The organism is Paracoccus actinidiae, from assembly GCF_030863885.1.
Classification (GTDB): Bacteria; Pseudomonadota; Alphaproteobacteria; order Rhodobacterales; family Rhodobacteraceae; genus Paracoccus; species Paracoccus everestensis.
In genome coordinates this window covers 4,426,290-4,443,495 of record NZ_CP132956.1, presented here as the reverse complement: position 1 = coordinate 4,443,495, position 17,206 = coordinate 4,426,290, and the positions used below count along the sequence as shown (strand labels likewise).

Here is a 17,206-nt window from a genome sequence, read left to right as displayed (position 1 = left end):
TATGCGGTGACGGTTCCGGACAAGTATGTCCGATCCGTTTCTTCATGACTGCAGGGCAAGTCAGCGACTATACCGGCTCTGCAGCCCTGCTGGGCAGCTTGCCGAACGCAGAGTGGCTGCTGGCTAACCGGGGCGATGATGCCGACTGGTTCAGAGATGCACCAGAAGACAGAGGGGATAAAGCCTTGCATCCCCGGCCGGAAGTCGCGCGGCAAGCCCGTCAAACATGACAAGCGCCGCACCAGGATCGAGATCATGTTTGGCCGCCTCAAGGACTGGCGACGCGTGGCAACGGTAGTCTTACAGCATGGGCCTGTTGGTCCGTTTCCAGTGACGGTTCGGAAGGAATGGATCGACGCCGCTTCTACTTTCAACCGCATGGCTGATCAGACGGTCTGCCGAATGGATGAGGCATGACAGATAGACCTTGGCCTGTGGATCCTGCCAAGCGGGCATTAGGCTTTCGCCAAGGATGACATCGATACCCGGCTTCCCCGTGGTTCAGTAAATCAGGTTCGGCGGCTCCCTTGGCAGGAGTGGCTCGTTGGGCCTTCACAGATCATTGGATAAAAGGAGCTTGCTCATGGCACTTCAGCTCACGAACAGGGCTTTTGTCACGCTTGCTTAATCGAGCGTGTGCCGTGTTGGTGTGTTCTCTTATTCTACAGCAGCCACTCGATGGGCAGCAGGCCCAGAAGCCGCACAACAAGGCGCGACCAGAGGGTCGTTCCCGGTTCGGTCGTGTGATGAAGCGTCTTGCCGTTGGACAGGGTCTCGGCCCAAGCCAGGGAACCGCCATCCGTCAGGACCGGCCGGTAGCTGCGCTGCGGAAACTCAGCGGCAAAGACATCGGCCAAGGCTCCGGCAATCCGGGGGCTGTCGATCACCACCCCCATCTCGGTATTCAGCATGACCGAGCGTGGATCGAAGTTGAACGACCCGATGAAGATCCGTTGCCCGTCAATGGCCAGTGTCTTGGAATGAAGGCTGGCCCGGGATGATCCGCCCGGCGGGTCGGGTTCGTCCCGGGTTGCGTATTCCGGTTTCAGTTCCAGCAACTCGACCCCTGCTTCCAGAAGGGCCGGACGATAGTTCACATAGGCGCTGTGAACCACCATGACATCGGTCGCGGCCTGTGAGTTGGTCAGGATCCGCACGCGCACCCCGGCGCCGGCAGCCTGGGCCAGCCGTTTGGTGAACTGCCGCCCTGGTACGAAATAGGCCGAAACCAGGTCGATCGATTGTCCTGGACGGCTTAAAAGCGCCATCAACTGGGGAAACAGCAAATCGCGCTGCCTGGCCCGGCCCACGCCCTTGGCCGGATCATCGCTGACCAGGACCACCGAGGTCCATTCAAAGAACAGCCGCCCGTCAGCGACCTGGGCCAAGAGGTCGAACTCCTCAAGCCGCTGCTTGTAAAGCTTGCCTTCCGCAGAGGTCCGCGCGTCAGCCGCTGCGCGTTGCAGCAAGCCTGCTCCATCACCCGCCGCGACCGTCACAATGCGATCAAGGGGATAGGCCGAGGCGCTTGCCCAATAACGGTCGAAATCGGCACCCACCTCTGCGGCGGCCCGGCCCGCCACCAGCACGTCGGTGTCGACGTAATGCACGCCTTCGCCAAAGCCGAAATAGATGTCGCCGATGTTGCGCCCGCCCAGGATGCTCATGGCGCCGTCCGCCGTCAGCGACTTGTTGTGCATCCGCCGGTTCAGGCGGACGAAATCGAAGGCGTAGCCAAGGGCCTTCGGCTGCCGCAGGATGAAGGGGTTGAACAGCCGGACCTCAACTTCGGGCAAGGCATCGAGGGCGGCCAGTTCCCGATCCAGCCCGGCGATGCCGTTGTCGTCCAGAAGCAGCCGCAGCCGCACGCCCCGTTCCGCCGCCCGGCGCAATTCGTCCAGCAGGATCAGCCCGGTCGCGTCGCGTTGCCAGATGTAATATTGCACATCAAGCGCCACCCGGGACGCCCGGATCAGCGAAACCCGCGCCGCAAAGGCATCTGGCCCCCCAATCAGGGGCAGGACCCCGCTGTCCGCCTCCCGTGGAGATGCCAGGGCAAGCGCGCCCAAGCTTGTGTCCCGCGACGCCCTGACAGCCTGGCTCGTCGTCCGCCCGTCAAGGGACGGAGGCTTATAATAAAGCGATGCGGCAATCAGCGCGACTGCGATCATGATCAAGCCGATCGTCTTTATCATGGATCGTCACGAACCCTTTCGAAGGTATCGTCTGGGTAACAGTCGGCCAAATGCCCCCCGCTTGCAAGGCATCCAGCCCGAGCATCTGCGCGGTCGACAAGCTGCCCGCCGCCGCCACCCCTCATATCGGCAGTCACGCGTTTCCAGAGCCTCGATACGGCTGGAGATCGCTTCCGTTAGACCCCTGACGACTTCAAACTGACAAGGAGTGGGTTCTGCCGAAAGGCGATAGATCGCGCCGATCAACCCGATGCTGCCGAGGAGAGTCCTGTTCGCACTGAAATCAAGGATATGGCACAGTGACCCTGACCTAAATCACGGAATATGGACCGCGAATGCTGATGCGGGCAGCCCCGATCGCGGCGGAGCGTTCTCGGCAGCTGGGCTGGCTGAAGAATTCGGGATTTTTGCAACCATCTTGCCAAGATCCTTCAACGACTTGCCCCGGCCGGGATCGTCACCACGCAACGGGGCGGCAGCGGCGGCGCAGTCCTGGCCCAACCGCCCGAGACGAGCAGGCTGGGAGCCTTGGTTCGCCTGCTGGAACAGAAACAGGCGCTTGTCGAATGCTTCGCCCCGAGAGGTGGTGAATGCACGATCATCGGATGCGGCCGCCCGAAGGCGCGCCTGCGATCGGCCGAGGCGGCATTCCTGACTGACCTGAATGGCTCAACCCTGGCAGAATATCCTGCCGCGACCGGGCGCGACAGCCGCGTGAACCTCGGAAGTGGCCAGTCCAATCCTGCACAGTTCTACGATACGAGGATGTCCTTCATCTCCTTGTCCAAGGCCTCCACCAGCTCTCGTGCCGGAAGGGCACGCGCCCGTGCAGCCTGCGCACCCGCCCATTGCGCTGCGTAAGCCGTGGCGCCCTTTGCCTTGGCAGCGATGGTCAGCGCCTTGATAAGGTTATAGGCGCAGGGATAGGAGGGTATGTCGGCCGGGGCGACATCTTCCGCCCACTGGGTCAGCGCATTGCTGAGGCAACGGGCCGGGATCCCTCCTTCGGATCTGTCAGCCCTAGAAGCACAATTCCCGTCCCGGCCGGGCGCATCATGTCCAGCAAGGAAATGAACAAGGCCGGGCTGAAACCTGATGACGTGATCATGCACGTATCCGTTTTCTGATCGTCAGCCTACCCTGAACGTCCACCTAACCTAATTAGGAGAAGACACATGACTTCCGTTAAAATACTTGCCGCCTTGGCAATCACTGCGACGACCTTTTCGGGCCCTGTTTTCGCACAGGATGCTGAATTCCAGCTTCCGGAACAGTGTGCCGCATCCTCTGGCTCACAAAAAATGCCCTCCGGCGAGATGGAGGGGGCCGCGACGGGATCCGATCAGCAAGCTGGCGGCATGGGATCCGGCATGGCAGGCATGATGGGCATGGGCGGCATGAAGATGGAGGATATGCCCCAGCATGTTCAGGACAACATGCGCAAGATGATGGTCACGATGCCGGCCATGCATGAAGGCATGATGAATGAAGATGCGGATGTGGCTTTTGCCTGCGGGATGATCGCCCACCACCAGGGCGCCATCGACATGGCTGAAGTTCTCCTTGAGCACGGCAAAGACGAGCAGATGCGTGCACTTGCAGAGGAAATCATCAAAGCACAGGTCGGTGAGATCGAGCAGATGACAACCTGGCTTTCCGAAAACGCTAACCCACCACCAGGGCGCCATCGACATGGCTGAAGTTCTCCTTGAGCACGGCAAAGACGAGCAGATGCGTGCACTTGCAGAGGAAATCATCAAAGCACAGGTCGGTGAGATCGAGCAGATGACAACCTGGCTTTCCGAAAACGCTAAGTGACATGGTTTCGGCCGCGCGGTTTCGATCGCGCGGCCACCCTGACGGTTTAGCCTATTTTCTACCCTGCCACGGGCGACCGACCCAAGGTTTCTGCCGTGGCAATTCGACCGGAACGCGCGCCCCGGACCAAGGAACAACCGAAATGGAACACCATCATCATCATAGTGCGGCCGCAATTCCGGACGGTGGCCTGACCGCCATCGACCCCGTCTGCGGCATGACCGTCGCGGTCGGCCCCGACACGCGCAAGGCCCAGTTCGGCAGCAAGTCGTTTCACTTCTGTTCGGCAAAGTGTGACGCTGCCTTCAAGGAAGATCCCTGGTTCTATGCCAGCGGTCACGCCCAAGGCCGCAAGGCCGCGCAGCCTACCGGCACGACATGGACCTGTCCGATGCATCCGCAGATCATCCGCGATGTCCCCGGAAACTGCCCGATCTGCGGCATGGCACTGGAGCCGATGCTGCCGACCGGCGGCCCTAGCCCCGAACTGGCGGAGTTCACCCGGCGGATGTGGATCAGCGCCGCTGCGGCCGTTCCCCTGATCGTCCTCACCATGGGCGAACTGGTCAACCTTCCGGTCAGGGACTGGATCGGACATCGCCTGGCATCCTATATCGAGTTCGCCTTGGCCACGCCGATCGTCCTGTGGGCCGCCGCGCCGTTCTTTCGCCGAGGCTGGGAGTCGATCAAGAACCGCTCGCCCAACATGTGGACACTGATCTCGCTCGGGGTCGGCGCGGCCTATTTGTATTCCATCGTCGCGACCTTCCTGCCTGGGCTGTTCCCCGAGGAATACCGGATGGGCCATGGCGTCGGCACCTATTTCGAGGCTGCGGTCGTGATCGTGGCGCTGATCTTCGTGGGCCAGGTGCTGGAACTGCGGGCGCGCGAACGTACGGGTGATGCGATCCGGGCGCTTTTGGACCTGGCCCCGAAGACCGCGCGCCGGGTGCTGGAGGATGGCACTGAATATGATGCGCCGCTGGAAAATGTGATGGAAGGCGACCGGCTGCGCGTCCGGCCCGGCGACAGCGTCCCGGTGGATGCGACAGTGGTCGATGGCCGGTCGTCCGTGGACGAAAGCATGATCACCGGCGAACCGGTTCCGGTCGAGAAAGGCCCCGGCGATCCGGTCACAGGCGGCACGATCAACAAGAACGGTAGCCTTGTGATCGAGGCGCGCCGTGTGGGCGCTGATACCGTCTTGTCGCAGATCGTCGAGATGGTCTCGAACGCGCGGCGCTCGCGCGCCCCGATCCAGGGTCTGGCCGACCGGGTGTCCTCGGTTTTTGTCCCCACGGTCGTGGCGATCGCCATTCTTTCCTTCATGGCCTGGCTGGTCTGGGGACCTGATCCGGCCCTGGTCTTTGCGGTCGCGGCCGCCGTGTCGGTGCTGATCATCGCCTGCCCTTGCGCGCTTGGCCTGGCCACACCGATCTCGATCACCACGGCGGCCGGACGCGGCGCACAGGCCGGTGTTCTTATCAAGGATGCCGAGGCCCTGGAGCGTATGGCGGCGGTCGATACGCTGATCGTGGACAAGACCGGCACCCTGACCGAAGGGCGACCAAAGCTGACCGATGTCATCAGCCTGGGTGACATGGGCGAAGAGGATCTGCTTGCTGTTGCTGCGGCCCTGGAGCGCGGGTCCGAGCATCCGCTGGCCGAAGCCATTGTCGAGGGCGCGGTGTCTCGCGGGGTAGGGATGCAGTCTGCCTCGGAGTTCGAGGCCATCACCGGCAAGGGGGTGCAGGGCAGGGTCCAGGGGCGGACTGCGGCCTTGGGAAACACGGCCATGATGACGGTTCTCGGACTTGACTCCACCCTGGCCGAGGCACGCGCCGATGCCCTGCGCAGCGACGGCAAGACCGCCATGTTCGTCGCGGTCGACGGCCGGCTTGCCGGGATTGTCGCCGTCGCCGATCCGATCAAGGCCTCGACCACTGAGGCGATCCGGACCCTTCACCAGCTTGGACTGCGAGTCATCATGGCCACAGGCGACAACCAGCGAACCGCCGAGGCGGTTGCCGCCAGGCTGGGCATCGACGAGGTGCGCGCCGGCGTCCTGCCCGAGGACAAGAAGAACCTCATCGATGCCTTGCGCAAGGATGGCGCCGTGTTGGCCATGGCAGGCGACGGGGTGAACGACGCCCCGGCCCTTGCCGCCGCCGATGTCGGCATCGCCATGGGCACCGGGGCGGATGTCGCAGTCGAAAGCGCCGGCCTGACGCTCTTGGGCGGCGATCTCATGGGCGTGGTCCGCGCCCGGCGCCTGGCCAAGGCCACGCTGCGAAACATCAAGCAGAACCTGTTCTTCGCCTTTGTCTACAACGCCGCCGGTGTGCCGGTCGCGGCAGGACTGCTATACCCCCTGACGGGCATGCTGCTGTCGCCGATGATCGCCGCGGCGGCAATGAGCCTGTCGTCGGTTTCTGTCATTGCGAATGCCCTCCGGCTCAGGCGGGTCGCGCTCTGAGCCTGCAATCCACATGAGAAAGGATATGACATGACCAGAAAAAACCCTTCACGTCGAACGATCCTGGCCGCAGGCGCGGGGCTGTTCGCCCTGACCGCCCATCCTGCAAGGGCGCGCAGCCTCGACAACCAGATGCTTGTCATGAAAGACCCCAACTGCGGTTGTTGCGGCGCCTGGATCGAGATTGTCGAAGCGGCCGGTTTCATTGTGACGACCGAACTCAGCGCCGGAACCGCGCTGATGCGGTACAAGTCTGACAATGGAATACCCGAGGCGATGGCTTCCTGCCACACGGCGCGGATCGGGGGCTACATGCTCGAAGGCCATGTGCCGGTGGCTGACATCCGCCGCATTTTGGAAGAACGACCCGAAGCCATCGGCCTGGCCGTTCCCGGCATGCCCTACGGCTCACCCGGCATGGGACCCGAAAGCGAACGCGAGGCCTATGATGTTCTGCTCATTCGCAAGGACGGCACGAGCGACGTCTTCACGCACTACCCGGCCGCATAGACCGTTTTGCACATGAATCGAATGTCGGATTGGGCTGCGTTGCTGCCCTCCAATCGAAGCATGCATCGATGAAGATTTTTAGAGCCGTTATTCGAGTTCCATGTGTCGGTCTCTGGCTGGCCTGCCTTCAGAGCAGACCCTAATCGTCGAACGCAAAAAGAATAGGGCAAGCTCCTGACTGGTCTTTCGCACAGGCCTCTGCAAGCCTTTGTAGGCTTGCCCGAGCCCGCTGCAATTCAGCAATCTGCTCCTCAAGTTTGGCCAACCGCTTCTTGGCCATATGCTGTGCGCGATCATGGTCATGACCCGAGTCCAGCTCGATCAACTCCTTGATCTCCTCCAACGTGAAGCCAGCCTGCTGCGCCTTGCGGATGAAGCGAAGCCGCCGCAGGTCCTCCTGGTCATAGCGGCGAATGCCGCCGTCGCGCACAGGGACCGGGAGAAGCTCCTTGCGTTGGTAAAAGCGAATGGTTTCGACGCCGACGCCACCAGCCTCGGCAAGTTTTCCGATCGTCAGCATTTTTACCCTTGATTCCGTACTATGGTACGGTACCTATATACGTTCCGACCTGCTCTATGACAAGAACAGCAAGGAGACTTCAAGATGTTGGACGCTACTGCTCCTGCCGCCGCTAAGACGGCACGCCTTTACCGGATGATGATGCCGGATCACACCTGTCCCTATGGCCTCAAGGCCCTGGACCTGCTGAAGCGCTCGGGTTTCGCGGTCGAGGATCATCACCTTGCCACGCGCCAAGAAGTTGAGGCCTTCAAGGCCAGCCAGGGTGTCGCAACCACACCCCAGATCTTCGTGGGTGACTGCCGCATCGGCGGCTATGATGATCTGCGCCGCTTTTTGGGCAAGCGCGTCACCGATCCCAAGGCGACCAGCTACCGGCCAGTGATCGCCCTGTTCGCCATGACGCTTCTGATGGCGCTTGCCGCAAGCTTTGCTGTCTATGGCACGCCCTTTACCATCCGCGCCGGTGAATGGTTCATTGCCTTCAGCATGGCGGTCCTGGCGCTGCTCAAGCTGCAGAACGTCGAGAGCTTCGCAACGATGTTCCTGAACTACGACCTGCTGGCAAAGCGATGGGTGCCCTATTCCTACATCTACCCTTTCGCCGAGGGACTGGCGGGCATCCTGATGATCGCGGGTGCGCTGACCTGGCTGTCCGTTTCCATTGCCCTGGTCATCGGCAGCATCGGCGCTGTGTCGGTCTTCAAGGCCGTCTATCTGGACCGCCGCGAACTCAAATGTGCCTGCGTCGGCGGGTCGAGCAACGTGCCACTCGGCTTCGTCTCGCTCACATCAGCGCCAGGGACAAAAAACCGGGCGTCAAAGTCCGTTGTGCGATTCAAACCAGAATGGACGAAGCCGTGCCTACCCGCTGTGAAACGACGGCTTCATGAATTGTTCCGGCTAGGTAGATGCGTCCGGAGATCAGCTGCCAAGCGAAAAGGGCTTGCAGGTAGCCCTTGCCTGGCAGATGGACAGCCGCCTGGACCACAGGTCTAGGCGGCTGGTGTTTCAGAGGGCGTGGCGCTGCAGGGGCACTGCGGAAACCATCAGGCAGCCTTGCGGCGACGACGCAGAACGCCCATGCCGCCAATGCCGGCCATCAGCATCCATCCTGCTGCAGGAAGCGGAACCGGAGCAACGTCATCACCGGGAAATCTGTCAGCTTCAGTGGCCACGATCCCTCCGTCGACCAGGGCGAAGGTATCGAACACGGAAGTGCCGTCGGCATTGCGTGTGAAGGTTACGTCAAAGGTGAATGTTCGATCGACTGAGCGATCATACTCCCCCATGGCAGAGTCACCAACGCAAGCGCCGGTGTCTGCACCGGTGCAAACGGTCGATACGTCGATCAACGGATCGCCCCCGCCCAGATCGCCGACCGTCACGGCGCTGTATTCTCCAAATCCCTCGATGATACCTGCTGTCACGTCATCCACGATTGAATCGGGAGTGGCAGAGCTTGAGAAGGTGATCGCTCCGAGTTCGGTCATATCGGTCGTGAAAAAACCACCACCAAAATCAAGCGACACCAGTTTGATGCCTTCGGCTGCAAGCGCTGCAACCACATCAGCGTCGGGCGAACCCTTGGAGGACGCGTCCGAGAAGGCAAAGATGAAGCGGTTGGATCCCGGCCGCCAGGAGGCATTTTCGGCCACCAGCTCAATGGCGGTGTTTGCCGACTCGGGGAAATCGCCGCCACCATCCGGAACGTTCAGCGTGACATTGTTGATCGCGTTGATCACGTTGCCTGTGTTGGTTGTCACATCCTGGTTGATAACGCTGCCCGGGGGCGCAATGACGGACGGCAATGCAGCACCCTCGGAAAAGACCCCGACGCCGCCCGCAACACCGGCGCCGAAATCGGCCGCAATGGTCGAGAAGATGTCGCCTGCCGCCGCTTTGGCTGCATTGATGACACCGCCCATGGATCCTGAAGTATCGATGAGGAAGTAGGCGTCGATCAGTGCATCTGTTGGCCCACCCGCCGAGATCGTCACTGTCTTCGTGATGGTCACGCTTTCCCCCACGGCCAGATTGGCCGTGAAGCTGTCTGGCGAGATGCTGTCAGCAAGCGCGCCCCCTGCAAAAAACCCAAGCGCCGCAACGCTCAAGAAGCCAAGTTTTAGACACATTGGTATTCTCCTGAAACGCATGTGTTATTCAATCACAGGCAAAGCCCGTTTCCTGTCTCGCGTTTCCAAAAGAACAAACCGCAAATGAGCGTATTTATCGAAGCCATTGGGCATATCGATTCCTGAGAACAACAAACGCACACTGGATAAGCACGGAATCGCGATCACCAAGAGATTAACACATAATAAACATTTGTCAAAACTGTGATTTTCCGAAGGTTTATGATTGCAGAAGACTGTTCATGCACAACCCCATGGAGAACATGGTTGTTTTATAAACACTCCTGATCTAGTGAGATATTGACAGGGAGAAGCGCTCTCTCCTAGAATTAGCGCAATTTAAAAGGAGTGGCTTATAATGCGTCGTCGCTTCTGGTTCTATGGATCTGCCATTCTTCTTTGCGGAATGGCCTCTATTTCACCCGCTTTTTCCCGAACGGTTGACCTGGAGGATCTCGCGACGCCTCAACTAAACACTGCATCCGACGGGCTGGTGCTGCCCAATGCCAGTCCCGCCTTGGGAGAGGCAGGCAAGCGAGACTTCCGTAAGGCGCTGGCCTCTTTCATGGCAAACGACTTTGCCACCTCCGAGCGGATTTCCCGCGGCCTGACGCAGTCGGCTGCAGAGGCTCCTGAGGGCTGGTATCTGCTGGGCATGGCGCTTGCCAACCTCGATAGACGAGAAGAGGCGGTCGAGGCGATGGATCATGCCGCCCGGCTCTACAAGGCCAATGCAGCCCCTCTTGTCATCAAGGGCGACCTGCTGCTTTCGCTTGGTCGGCGCGATGAAGCCGGCGCCGCTTGGCAAAACGCCATCGAGGTCGACCCGACAAATTGGTTCGCCCATGAGCGGATGGCAGCCCTGCTAGAAAGCCGGGGCGACCGGGAAGGTGCAATCCGACATTACGAACAAGCCGTCGCCGAAACCAAGACGGAGCATCTTTATCCCCGCTTGCAGGCGGCACGCTTGTATCTCATGGCCGGCGATCCGGCGCAGACAGAGGTGCTCCTGGAAGATCTTGCCCAACTTGAAGATGCGCCCTCGTTGGTGCTTGACTACCTTGCCCGTGCAAAGGTCGGCCTCGACAAGCTTGATGAAGGCAAGGCACTTTTTGATCGGCTGATGACGCGCTCCGAAAGTGTTCGGCCCTTCCTGGCTCGCGCGCGCCTTGCGGTGGCCGAACTGGATCTCGTGGAAGCGGAGACAATCCTCTCAAAGGCCAGGACGCGCTTTCCCGGTGATGCGGCACTTTTGCTGGAACAGGGTCGGGTGCTCGGGGCGACAGGACAATACGACAAGGCGCTTGATACCTTTTCTGAAGGCCTTGCGGTCGCGCCGCAGAACCCCGCACTTCTGCGCGCAGCAAGTCTCGCAGCGGCACGACTTGGCCAGGACGAGAGGGCTTTGGATTATGCTCGCGCAGTGGTTGGCCTGCCCGAAGCCACTGTGGGGGATCAGGTGCGCTTGGCCTCGCTTCTGGAGCGGACCAATGCTCGCCCCGAAGCGGTTACTCTCTATCGCAATGCTCTGGCGGCTGACCCGCAGAACTGGCTTGCCCTGAACAATCTGGCCAGCCTGCTGACCGAAAGCGCTCCTGATGAAGCAATCTTGTTGGCCGAACGCGCTGTCAGACTGGCGCCAGACATGCCGGAGTTGCACGATACGCTGGGCCTGGCGCAGTTGAAGGCAGGCAAGCTTGAGCTGGCTGAGCAAACATTCGAGGCGATGCGTGCGGAGCAGCCATCCGCTGCCCTGCCGACCTATCGGCTGGGCTTGGTCCGATTGGAACAGGGTCTTTCTGACGAAGCGCATGCTCTGCTGCAAGAAGCGCTCACCCTCGAGCCTGAGTTCTCCCACGCCGAAGAGGCGCGTCAGCGCTTGAAATAGCAGTGGGATGGCGCTGAGCGCTGAGCGATGCTTGAGGATTTGGCGCACAGCGCAGGCCAAGGTCAAAGGGTATCGACGTTAGTTCTGGGTCATGGGACGGGGACCTTTTGCTGCAAGGCGACCAAGTGCCGGCGCAACCTCAGGCTGAACTATGGCGGATGAGGCATCATGGTGCGCACAGCGCAGGCCAAGGTCAAAGGGTATCGACGTTAGTTCTGGGTCATGGGACGGGGACCTTTTGCTGCAAGGCGACCAAGTGCCGGCGCAACCTCAGGCTGAACTATGGCGGATGAGGCATCATGGTGCGGAATGGGCGGAGGCGTGGGATAAGGTAGGGGCTGTGGTCGTGGGGTGCAGGGATCCTTGGCAGCCTTGAGGCGCGCCTGGCCTCCGCAAGCTCACGGGCCAGTTCCTGCAAACGCGGTGGCAGAGCGCGCGGGGCCTCCGGAAGGCAGGGTGGTGCCTTGGTCATGGCGCAGCGATCCGGCCCACATGGCAAAGGTTTCCTCGAAAATCGGGCAAAGATGTAACACTGCCAAATTACTTACCCTGCTATATTACGTTAATTGAAACCCATTAAATTTTAATATTATAGTTAAGTAGGAAACATGTTATATTTAGATTCTTCTAAATTCAAATCTAAGGTGATTTATAATGCACACAGGACTGAGCCCCAATGAAGAATTGCCCAAGGATCATCCGTTGATATCGCCAAATGGCCGCTTTAGGTTGGTATTGCAGCAAGACGGCAATCTTGTTCTCTACGAGGGAAATCATCCGCACTGGGCATCCGGCACTCATGGGCAAGCAGTGCAGAGATGCGTAATGCAGGGAGACGGGAATCTTGTAATATATGGATTTTCCAATAATCCAATATGGTCATCTGGTTCCCACGGAAATCCAGGTTCCTTTCTAGTCGTACAAGATGACAGGAATATAGTGATCTACAAACCCAATCATCCAATTTGGGCTACAGGAACTCATATTTGAGGGTTTTCTCTCAACCACTGCCGGCCGCATATTGAAACAGAACGCCAGGTAACAAGAGCCTGACACTTTGTGGCTTGGGGTTTCGTAGGGCGCGACTTCAGGCAAATCTGCGCCAGCAGCTTAGGGCGTTCCCCTGCCTGGCCTTCGGCCACCCTTCGGACGGTCGGTCAGGCAGGACCGGTGATTGTCAAAGGAGTTGTCCGCCAATTTCATGCGGCTTCTTTGATTTCGGGGGCTCTGGTTTCGCGCTCAGGATCGAGCCAGACGGGACCGGCGGGTTGCCAGTTGCGGATTTGGCCTGACCAGTAGTGTTCACTTGGTTGACTATACAGGCGTGCCCAGCGAAACGCCCCGCCAGAGGCGGGACGTGCTGTGCTTGGACGACCACGCAGGCGCCCAGCACGCCCCACCAGAGGCGGGGCGTGCAAGGCTTGGACGTGCAGAAGGCGAGCCCGATCAGGCGGCTTTCTTGCGACGACGAAGGCTGGCCAAGCCGCCCATGCCGGCCATGAGCAGAACGGCCGACGCCGGCAGCGGAACCGGAGCAGGCTGCTGCGGCTCCAAGTCGGCCTTGATGCTGCCGCCCGGGTTGCTCGTGGACTGGGCGCGGAAAGCAAATTGGCTGAGATCGCCAAGCTTGGCCGTGGTTGCAACGTCAAACACGACGGATGCAACATAGTTGTTTGCATTACCGCCATTGCTGCCGATGCGGATGATGTAATCAAACAGCGAGGCGCTTCCGCTGCCGTTGAAATTGCAGCCCGACCCGCAGCTGCCGACTTTATTGCTGCCGTTCCCGTAGAGCTGCAGAGCCGGAGTGTGTCCGTCGTCGAATGATTTGGAACAGGCGGCCTGATGTTGGTCTGGAGGGCTTTGGCTCTGTGGGTTGAGGTTATGCTGCGTGGCGCTGATGGTTCAAGCGCCGGTTCTGGATGGTCAGTTTGAACGCATGGCCGATCAGGGCTGCGATGGCGGATGTCTCCGCCCAGCCCGGCCATGCTTGGCCACCCTCGGTGAGACATTTCTGCTTTGCGCAGCCAAGGACATTTCAACTTGGTTGCAACATTCTGGTTCGTCTTGAGCATGAAGCAAAGATCAGCGGGATAGTATTGCCTATACCTCGACCGATTTGATCGGGCCTTCTGCCGGTGAATGCCAACTCGGGTCTTGGTGGCTTGGATGAGTGAGGCCAAAGTCTTCCCGTCCCTGAATGTGCGCTCTTGTTGAGCGGCTCCCCATCGGCCGGTGATCAGACTACGCGTATTCCTCCACCCATCACTCGACAGTTCATTAGCCTATACAAAAAGGCAAATTGGCCAATAGACAACCTCCGGTTATAGAGGGGATGTTCGGTACAGTTCTAGGTATTTCCATGTTTGGCTCTGAAAACACCTTCGCTTTTCGTCCCGCTGTGTCCGTCGATGACTGGAAGGTCATCATGTCGGCAATCGGCGCCTACTCCCATAACGCAGAGTACCGTGAGCTTCTGGGGCGTCTGGAACGCCAGGCGAAGATCATCGGGATCGCACCGCCCGCGCCTCGACTTTCCTGACGTCGAGGGTTGTGCGCGCGCTGAAGTCAGTCTGACTTCAGAGAGTAATCGCGGTTCACGTCACGATGTTGAAGCCTTGTTTTGTAAAGAGTGATTTGTCATGTTTGTTCAGCAACGGCTGTTGGCCGATAGCCCGGCCCGTGTTTTCCTCTTTGTCCCGCATCAGGGGCTATATCGCAGCTCTTTCAAGCGTTCGCTTGATATCCTTTTGGTGCTGATGGCTCTGCCGGTCGTCTTGCCGCTTGTGCTGGTGCTGGCACTGGTCGTTCTCATGGATGGCGGTAATCCCTTTTATTCGCAGGAGCGGGTTGGCCGTGGGGGGCACCGCTACCGGATGTGGAAGCTGCGCAGTATGGTGGTCGATGCCGACAAACGGCTGCAGGGCCATCTGGACATCAATCCCGAGGCGCGCGCCGAATGGGATGAAACCCAAAAGCTGCGCCACGATCCCCGCGTCACGCGGTTCGGTCGTATCCTGCGCAAGAGTTCCTTGGATGAGCTTCCTCAGCTTTGGAACGTCCTGATCGGACACATGAGCCTGGTCGGTCCCCGTCCGATGCTTCCTGAACAGCAGGTCCTGTATCCAGGGTCCAGCTACTATGGACTGCGGCCGGGCCTCACCGGCCTGTGGCAGGTCTCGGAACGCAACCAGTCTACATTCGCATCCCGGGCCATGTACGACGATGATTACGATCGATCGATCAGCCTGCGCATGGATGCCCTGGTGATCTGGCGAACCGTCGGCGTGGTGGTGGGAGCGACGGGCTTCTAATCATCTGCATCGGAAGCCTCACCAAAGGCCCGGATGTCCACAAGACGCTCACCCGCCCTGGCGGGTCGTCTATCAGGCTGGCCGAAGCACCAAGCCAAGTTGCTCCAAGGTATAGCCGTGCTGTCCAGCAATTCGTTCGAGATCAGCTGCTGCCGCTGCGCGTTTCTCAGCGGCTTCAGCCTGCTTTTGTTTCTCGGCTGCTACGCGCTCGCGTGCCTCGTCCAGTCGGATCAGCTCAGGGTTAGGAGCTTCTCGTGTATCCACCGCGGCCACGGCCACGGGTTCGTCTCTTTGCTTCTCATCGTTGGACCACTGCGGTTCTTGGGTGGTCGGCGCTTGTCTGAAAGACCTGTCCCTTACGGGATGGTCTTCCACATGACGAACAGGATTGCTCACGCGAACATAATGCTCGGCGGATTGCAGGAATGCCTCTGAGGCCACGCGGTCATTTGCAAGCCGCGCCTCTTCCGCGAAATGAAGATAACGCTCAACGAGTTGTTGTGCCGTCCCTCGGATCTTGCCCTTTGCGCTCGTGCTCTCAAAGACACGGTTGCCGGGACCCTGCTGTTGCTGCGGCGAGCGAGGTTTGCCATCCCGTCGTGTGGAATATGGGTTCATGAGCCAATTCGATAAGGCAGCGGGGACACCTGCCGCTGCATTCTGCCGAGATAGGGTGAACCTAGCTTGTCAGCAAGAAGGCTTGAGGGCGCGGCGGCTTTTTCTAGGGTAGCTCCAACCAGTACTGTGGAAAGTGACCGAAGCGAAGAGCCGAAGCGGTATGCCTGACTGCGAAATCAGTGGCCTGCCCGCATCCGCCTCAAGGCAATGTCCCACCAGATGCGCTGAACTGTAATCTCAATCTCATCGGCCATCGAGGCATAGCACGGATAGGCCATCCGCAGGTCTGACGGTGCGGTCACGATCATCCTGTCCAGTTCCTGCACGCCAGCATTAACGCAGGCGCTGACCCACAGGTGAAGCTGAGTTTCAGTGTGGCCCTGGGCGGAAGCCTCATAGCCCCGCAGGGCGGGATCGGCAGGGCCAAGTTTATCTCTCATGCGTTCCATCCATCCGACAGCTCGCCAACAAGCCCCTGTGAGACTGCCGGATGCATGCCCACTAGGCTGCGACCGGCTCAAGGGCCGGAGCGGTAATCATGGACCGGCGAAGCGAGTCCACGAGAACAGATCCCAGGGATCGCTGGACCTTGCACTCGCCGCCTTGTTGCGCCTGCCTGTAGTTCTGCAGGAACGCAATGATGTCTGGATCAATGATGCCCATCAGCGCACATCCTTCCGTTGTATTCCGCCCGACATTTTCTTGTTCTGCGGATGCATTTATTGAAAGGGCGTTTCGGACCGCAATAGTTCCATTCACTTAAGTAAAATTAAGTTTTGATCTGTTGCCCAAATGGACAAGTTGCCGTTTGCGTCATGTTCAGACAAAAGAGGCTTATCAGCCGGGCGGCACCTGTGTTGTTTTCATGTAAAGGGCGTTTCGGACCGCAATAGTTCCATTCACTTAAGTAAAATTAAGTTTTGATCTGTTGCCCAAATGGACAAGTTGCCGTTTGCGTCATGTTCAGACAAAAGAGGCTTATCAGCCGGGCGGCACCTGTGTTGTTTTCATGTTCCTGAGTGCTTTGCCGCCCGGCTGGAAGATCCAGCTGCCATGCTTCAGCAGGCCAACCTGTGCCAGACCAGCAGCACTGTAGGCAAGCGGGAGCGGCTTGGTTATTCCGTTCATCGTTATGATTGGCCATAGTCTTCCGATACAGGTTTCAACCCTTTCTTCGCCTAGGCAGGACGTACTCCTTCGGATCGTGTCCCCGGCTCCTGCTGGCAAGTCGGCCTTCGCCCGAGCTGGTCAGGCGATGCTCCCGACTGCGCCGTGCGGATGCCTGTCTCGTTCCGAGCCAGTCCCTCGCCCGCCGGTCCTGGTCGCCCTGCCCTGCCCATCTCGTCCCTTCGAGCTGGACCGCTGACGCAGTTATCCACAATTTTCGTGGATCGTTTAGGGGATAAGAATAAAAGAAGAGGTGGCGCGAGCCCGGTTGTCCAGCCTCGCGCCGCAACGACCTTGGGAGTGCAGGCGGGAGGCCGCAGCAGGTCCGCGCGAGACTACAGGGATCGAGCGAGGGCCTGTGGTCAACCGGGCGGGCGGTTGCATGCTGCGGTCAAACCTTCCCACAAGGCGGCTCGCTTCCCTTCGCTTTATGATAAGCGCGTCCAGCTCGCCGCCGTGCAAGGACCGCCGCCCGTAAAGAGGCGGCAGGCTGGAAAGCTTCGACCTTAAGAAGATGATGCGGAGATCCCCGCGCGGTGCGCAGTGATCGGGGACAGGGGGATTC

At 59.7% G+C, this 17,206-nt stretch carries 18 protein-coding genes and 2 pseudogenes; 11 read left to right on the top strand and 9 right to left on the bottom strand.

The features are described 5' to 3' along the window. Positions 1-29: 29 nt before the first annotated feature. Positions 30-294: pseudogene (locus tag Q5701_RS22050) on the top strand (IS5/IS1182 family transposase); the annotation flags it as partial. A 368-nt stretch (positions 295-662) separates the two neighbouring features. On the opposite strand, the gene Q5701_RS22045 reads toward Q5701_RS22050, so the two are convergent. Beyond that, on the bottom strand, positions 663-2,171 hold the full coding sequence (locus Q5701_RS22045; RefSeq protein WP_306753064.1) for a phospholipase D family protein: 1,509 nt from the start codon (positions 2,169-2,171) through the stop codon (positions 663-665). Positions 2,172-2,591: 420 nt separating this feature from the next. Between Q5701_RS22045 and Q5701_RS22040 the strand changes: the two genes are divergently transcribed. Next, positions 2,592-3,056, top strand: coding sequence for an RrF2 family transcriptional regulator (locus Q5701_RS22040; RefSeq protein WP_306755469.1), 465 nt, complete (start codon positions 2,592-2,594; stop codon positions 3,054-3,056). Here Q5701_RS22040 and Q5701_RS22035 read toward each other — a convergent pair. Continuing rightward, positions 2,948-3,307, bottom strand: a complete 360-nt coding sequence (locus tag Q5701_RS22035; protein WP_306753063.1) for a hypothetical protein — start codon at positions 3,305-3,307, stop codon at positions 2,948-2,950. The two genes, Q5701_RS22040 and Q5701_RS22035, sit on opposite strands and share 109 nt — an antisense overlap. 63 nt (positions 3,308-3,370) lie before the next feature. Here Q5701_RS22035 and copM point away from each other — a divergent pair, with 63 nt between their 5' ends. The 4 genes from copM (at position 3,371) to Q5701_RS22015 (ending at position 6,999) form a co-directional block, all read left to right on the top strand. Next, positions 3,371-3,895, top strand: coding sequence for a CopM family metallochaperone (gene copM, locus Q5701_RS22030; protein ID WP_306753062.1), 525 nt, complete (start codon positions 3,371-3,373; stop codon positions 3,893-3,895). Beyond that, positions 3,888-4,013 carry a DUF305 domain-containing protein gene (locus Q5701_RS22025; protein ID WP_306753061.1) on the top strand — a complete coding sequence of 42 codons (126 nt, stop codon included), beginning with the start codon at positions 3,888-3,890 and terminating at the stop codon, positions 4,011-4,013. Before copM ends, Q5701_RS22025 begins: the two co-directional genes overlap by 8 nt. A 142-nt stretch (positions 4,014-4,155) precedes the next feature. Continuing rightward, positions 4,156-6,489 carry a heavy metal translocating P-type ATPase gene (locus Q5701_RS22020; RefSeq protein ID WP_306753060.1) on the top strand — a complete coding sequence of 778 codons (2,334 nt, stop codon included), beginning with the start codon at positions 4,156-4,158 and terminating at the stop codon, positions 6,487-6,489. Positions 6,490-6,519: 30 nt separating this feature from the next. Then, the gene (locus Q5701_RS22015) at positions 6,520-6,999 is read left to right on the top strand and encodes a DUF411 domain-containing protein (protein WP_306753059.1); all 480 of its coding nucleotides are present in this window, start codon (positions 6,520-6,522) and stop codon (positions 6,997-6,999) included. Positions 7,000-7,138: 139 nt separating this feature from the next. Here Q5701_RS22015 and Q5701_RS22010 read toward each other — a convergent pair whose 3' ends face one another. Next, complete coding sequence (locus Q5701_RS22010) at positions 7,139-7,519, bottom strand: MerR family transcriptional regulator (protein WP_306753058.1); 381 nt, start codon at positions 7,517-7,519, stop codon at positions 7,139-7,141. 84 nt (positions 7,520-7,603) lie between these two features. On the opposite strand from Q5701_RS22010, the pseudogene Q5701_RS22005 reads away from it, so the two are divergent. Next, positions 7,604-8,311 (top strand): annotated as a pseudogene (locus Q5701_RS22005) (MauE/DoxX family redox-associated membrane protein); the annotation flags it as partial. A 257-nt stretch (positions 8,312-8,568) separates the two neighbouring features. Here the strand turns inward: Q5701_RS22005 and Q5701_RS22000 are convergent. Further along, the gene (locus Q5701_RS22000; RefSeq protein WP_306753057.1) at positions 8,569-9,537 is read right to left on the bottom strand and encodes a VPLPA-CTERM sorting domain-containing protein; all 969 of its coding nucleotides are present in this window, start codon (positions 9,535-9,537) and stop codon (positions 8,569-8,571) included. Between Q5701_RS22000 and Q5701_RS21995 the strand changes: the two genes are divergently transcribed. Continuing rightward, positions 9,530-9,742: a hypothetical protein gene (locus Q5701_RS21995; RefSeq protein ID WP_306753056.1), complete on the top strand. Its 213-nt coding sequence runs from the start codon at positions 9,530-9,532 to the stop codon at positions 9,740-9,742. The two genes, Q5701_RS22000 and Q5701_RS21995, sit on opposite strands and share 8 nt — an antisense overlap. A gap of 270 nt (positions 9,743-10,012) precedes the next feature. Next, positions 10,013-11,542, top strand: coding sequence for a tetratricopeptide repeat protein (locus tag Q5701_RS21990; RefSeq protein ID WP_306753055.1), 1,530 nt, complete (start codon positions 10,013-10,015; stop codon positions 11,540-11,542). Positions 11,543-12,988: 1,446 nt separating this feature from the next. Here the strand turns inward: Q5701_RS21990 and Q5701_RS21985 are convergent. Further along, positions 12,989-13,195, bottom strand: a complete 207-nt coding sequence (locus Q5701_RS21985) for a VPLPA-CTERM sorting domain-containing protein (protein WP_306753054.1) — start codon at positions 13,193-13,195, stop codon at positions 12,989-12,991. A 682-nt stretch (positions 13,196-13,877) separates the two neighbouring features. Here Q5701_RS21985 and Q5701_RS21980 point away from each other — a divergent pair. Both Q5701_RS21980 and Q5701_RS21975 read left to right on the top strand, forming a co-directional pair. Continuing rightward, entirely contained in the window at positions 13,878-14,084 is a 207-nt protein-coding gene (locus Q5701_RS21980; protein WP_306753053.1) for a hypothetical protein, read from the top strand. 100 nt (positions 14,085-14,184) lie between these two features. Continuing rightward, positions 14,185-14,856 (top strand): sugar transferase, encoded by a 672-nt coding sequence (locus Q5701_RS21975; protein ID WP_306753052.1) that lies wholly within the window; start codon positions 14,185-14,187, stop codon positions 14,854-14,856. A 72-nt stretch (positions 14,857-14,928) separates the two neighbouring features. Here the strand turns inward: Q5701_RS21975 and Q5701_RS21970 are convergent, their stop codons facing one another. From Q5701_RS21970 to Q5701_RS21955, 4 genes are all read right to left on the bottom strand, one after another. Beyond that, complete coding sequence (locus tag Q5701_RS21970) at positions 14,929-15,474, bottom strand: DUF4167 domain-containing protein (RefSeq protein WP_306753051.1); 546 nt, start codon at positions 15,472-15,474, stop codon at positions 14,929-14,931. A gap of 176 nt (positions 15,475-15,650) precedes the next feature. Next, positions 15,651-15,914 (bottom strand): hypothetical protein, encoded by a 264-nt coding sequence (locus Q5701_RS21965; RefSeq protein ID WP_306753050.1) that lies wholly within the window; start codon positions 15,912-15,914, stop codon positions 15,651-15,653. A gap of 61 nt (positions 15,915-15,975) precedes the next feature. Beyond that, positions 15,976-16,137: a hypothetical protein gene (locus tag Q5701_RS21960; protein ID WP_306753049.1), complete on the bottom strand. Its 162-nt coding sequence runs from the start codon at positions 16,135-16,137 to the stop codon at positions 15,976-15,978. 318 nt (positions 16,138-16,455) lie between these two features. Continuing rightward, positions 16,456-16,602, bottom strand: coding sequence for a hypothetical protein (locus Q5701_RS21955; RefSeq protein WP_306753048.1), 147 nt, complete (start codon positions 16,600-16,602; stop codon positions 16,456-16,458). Between the last annotated feature and the right edge of the window lie 604 nt (positions 16,603-17,206).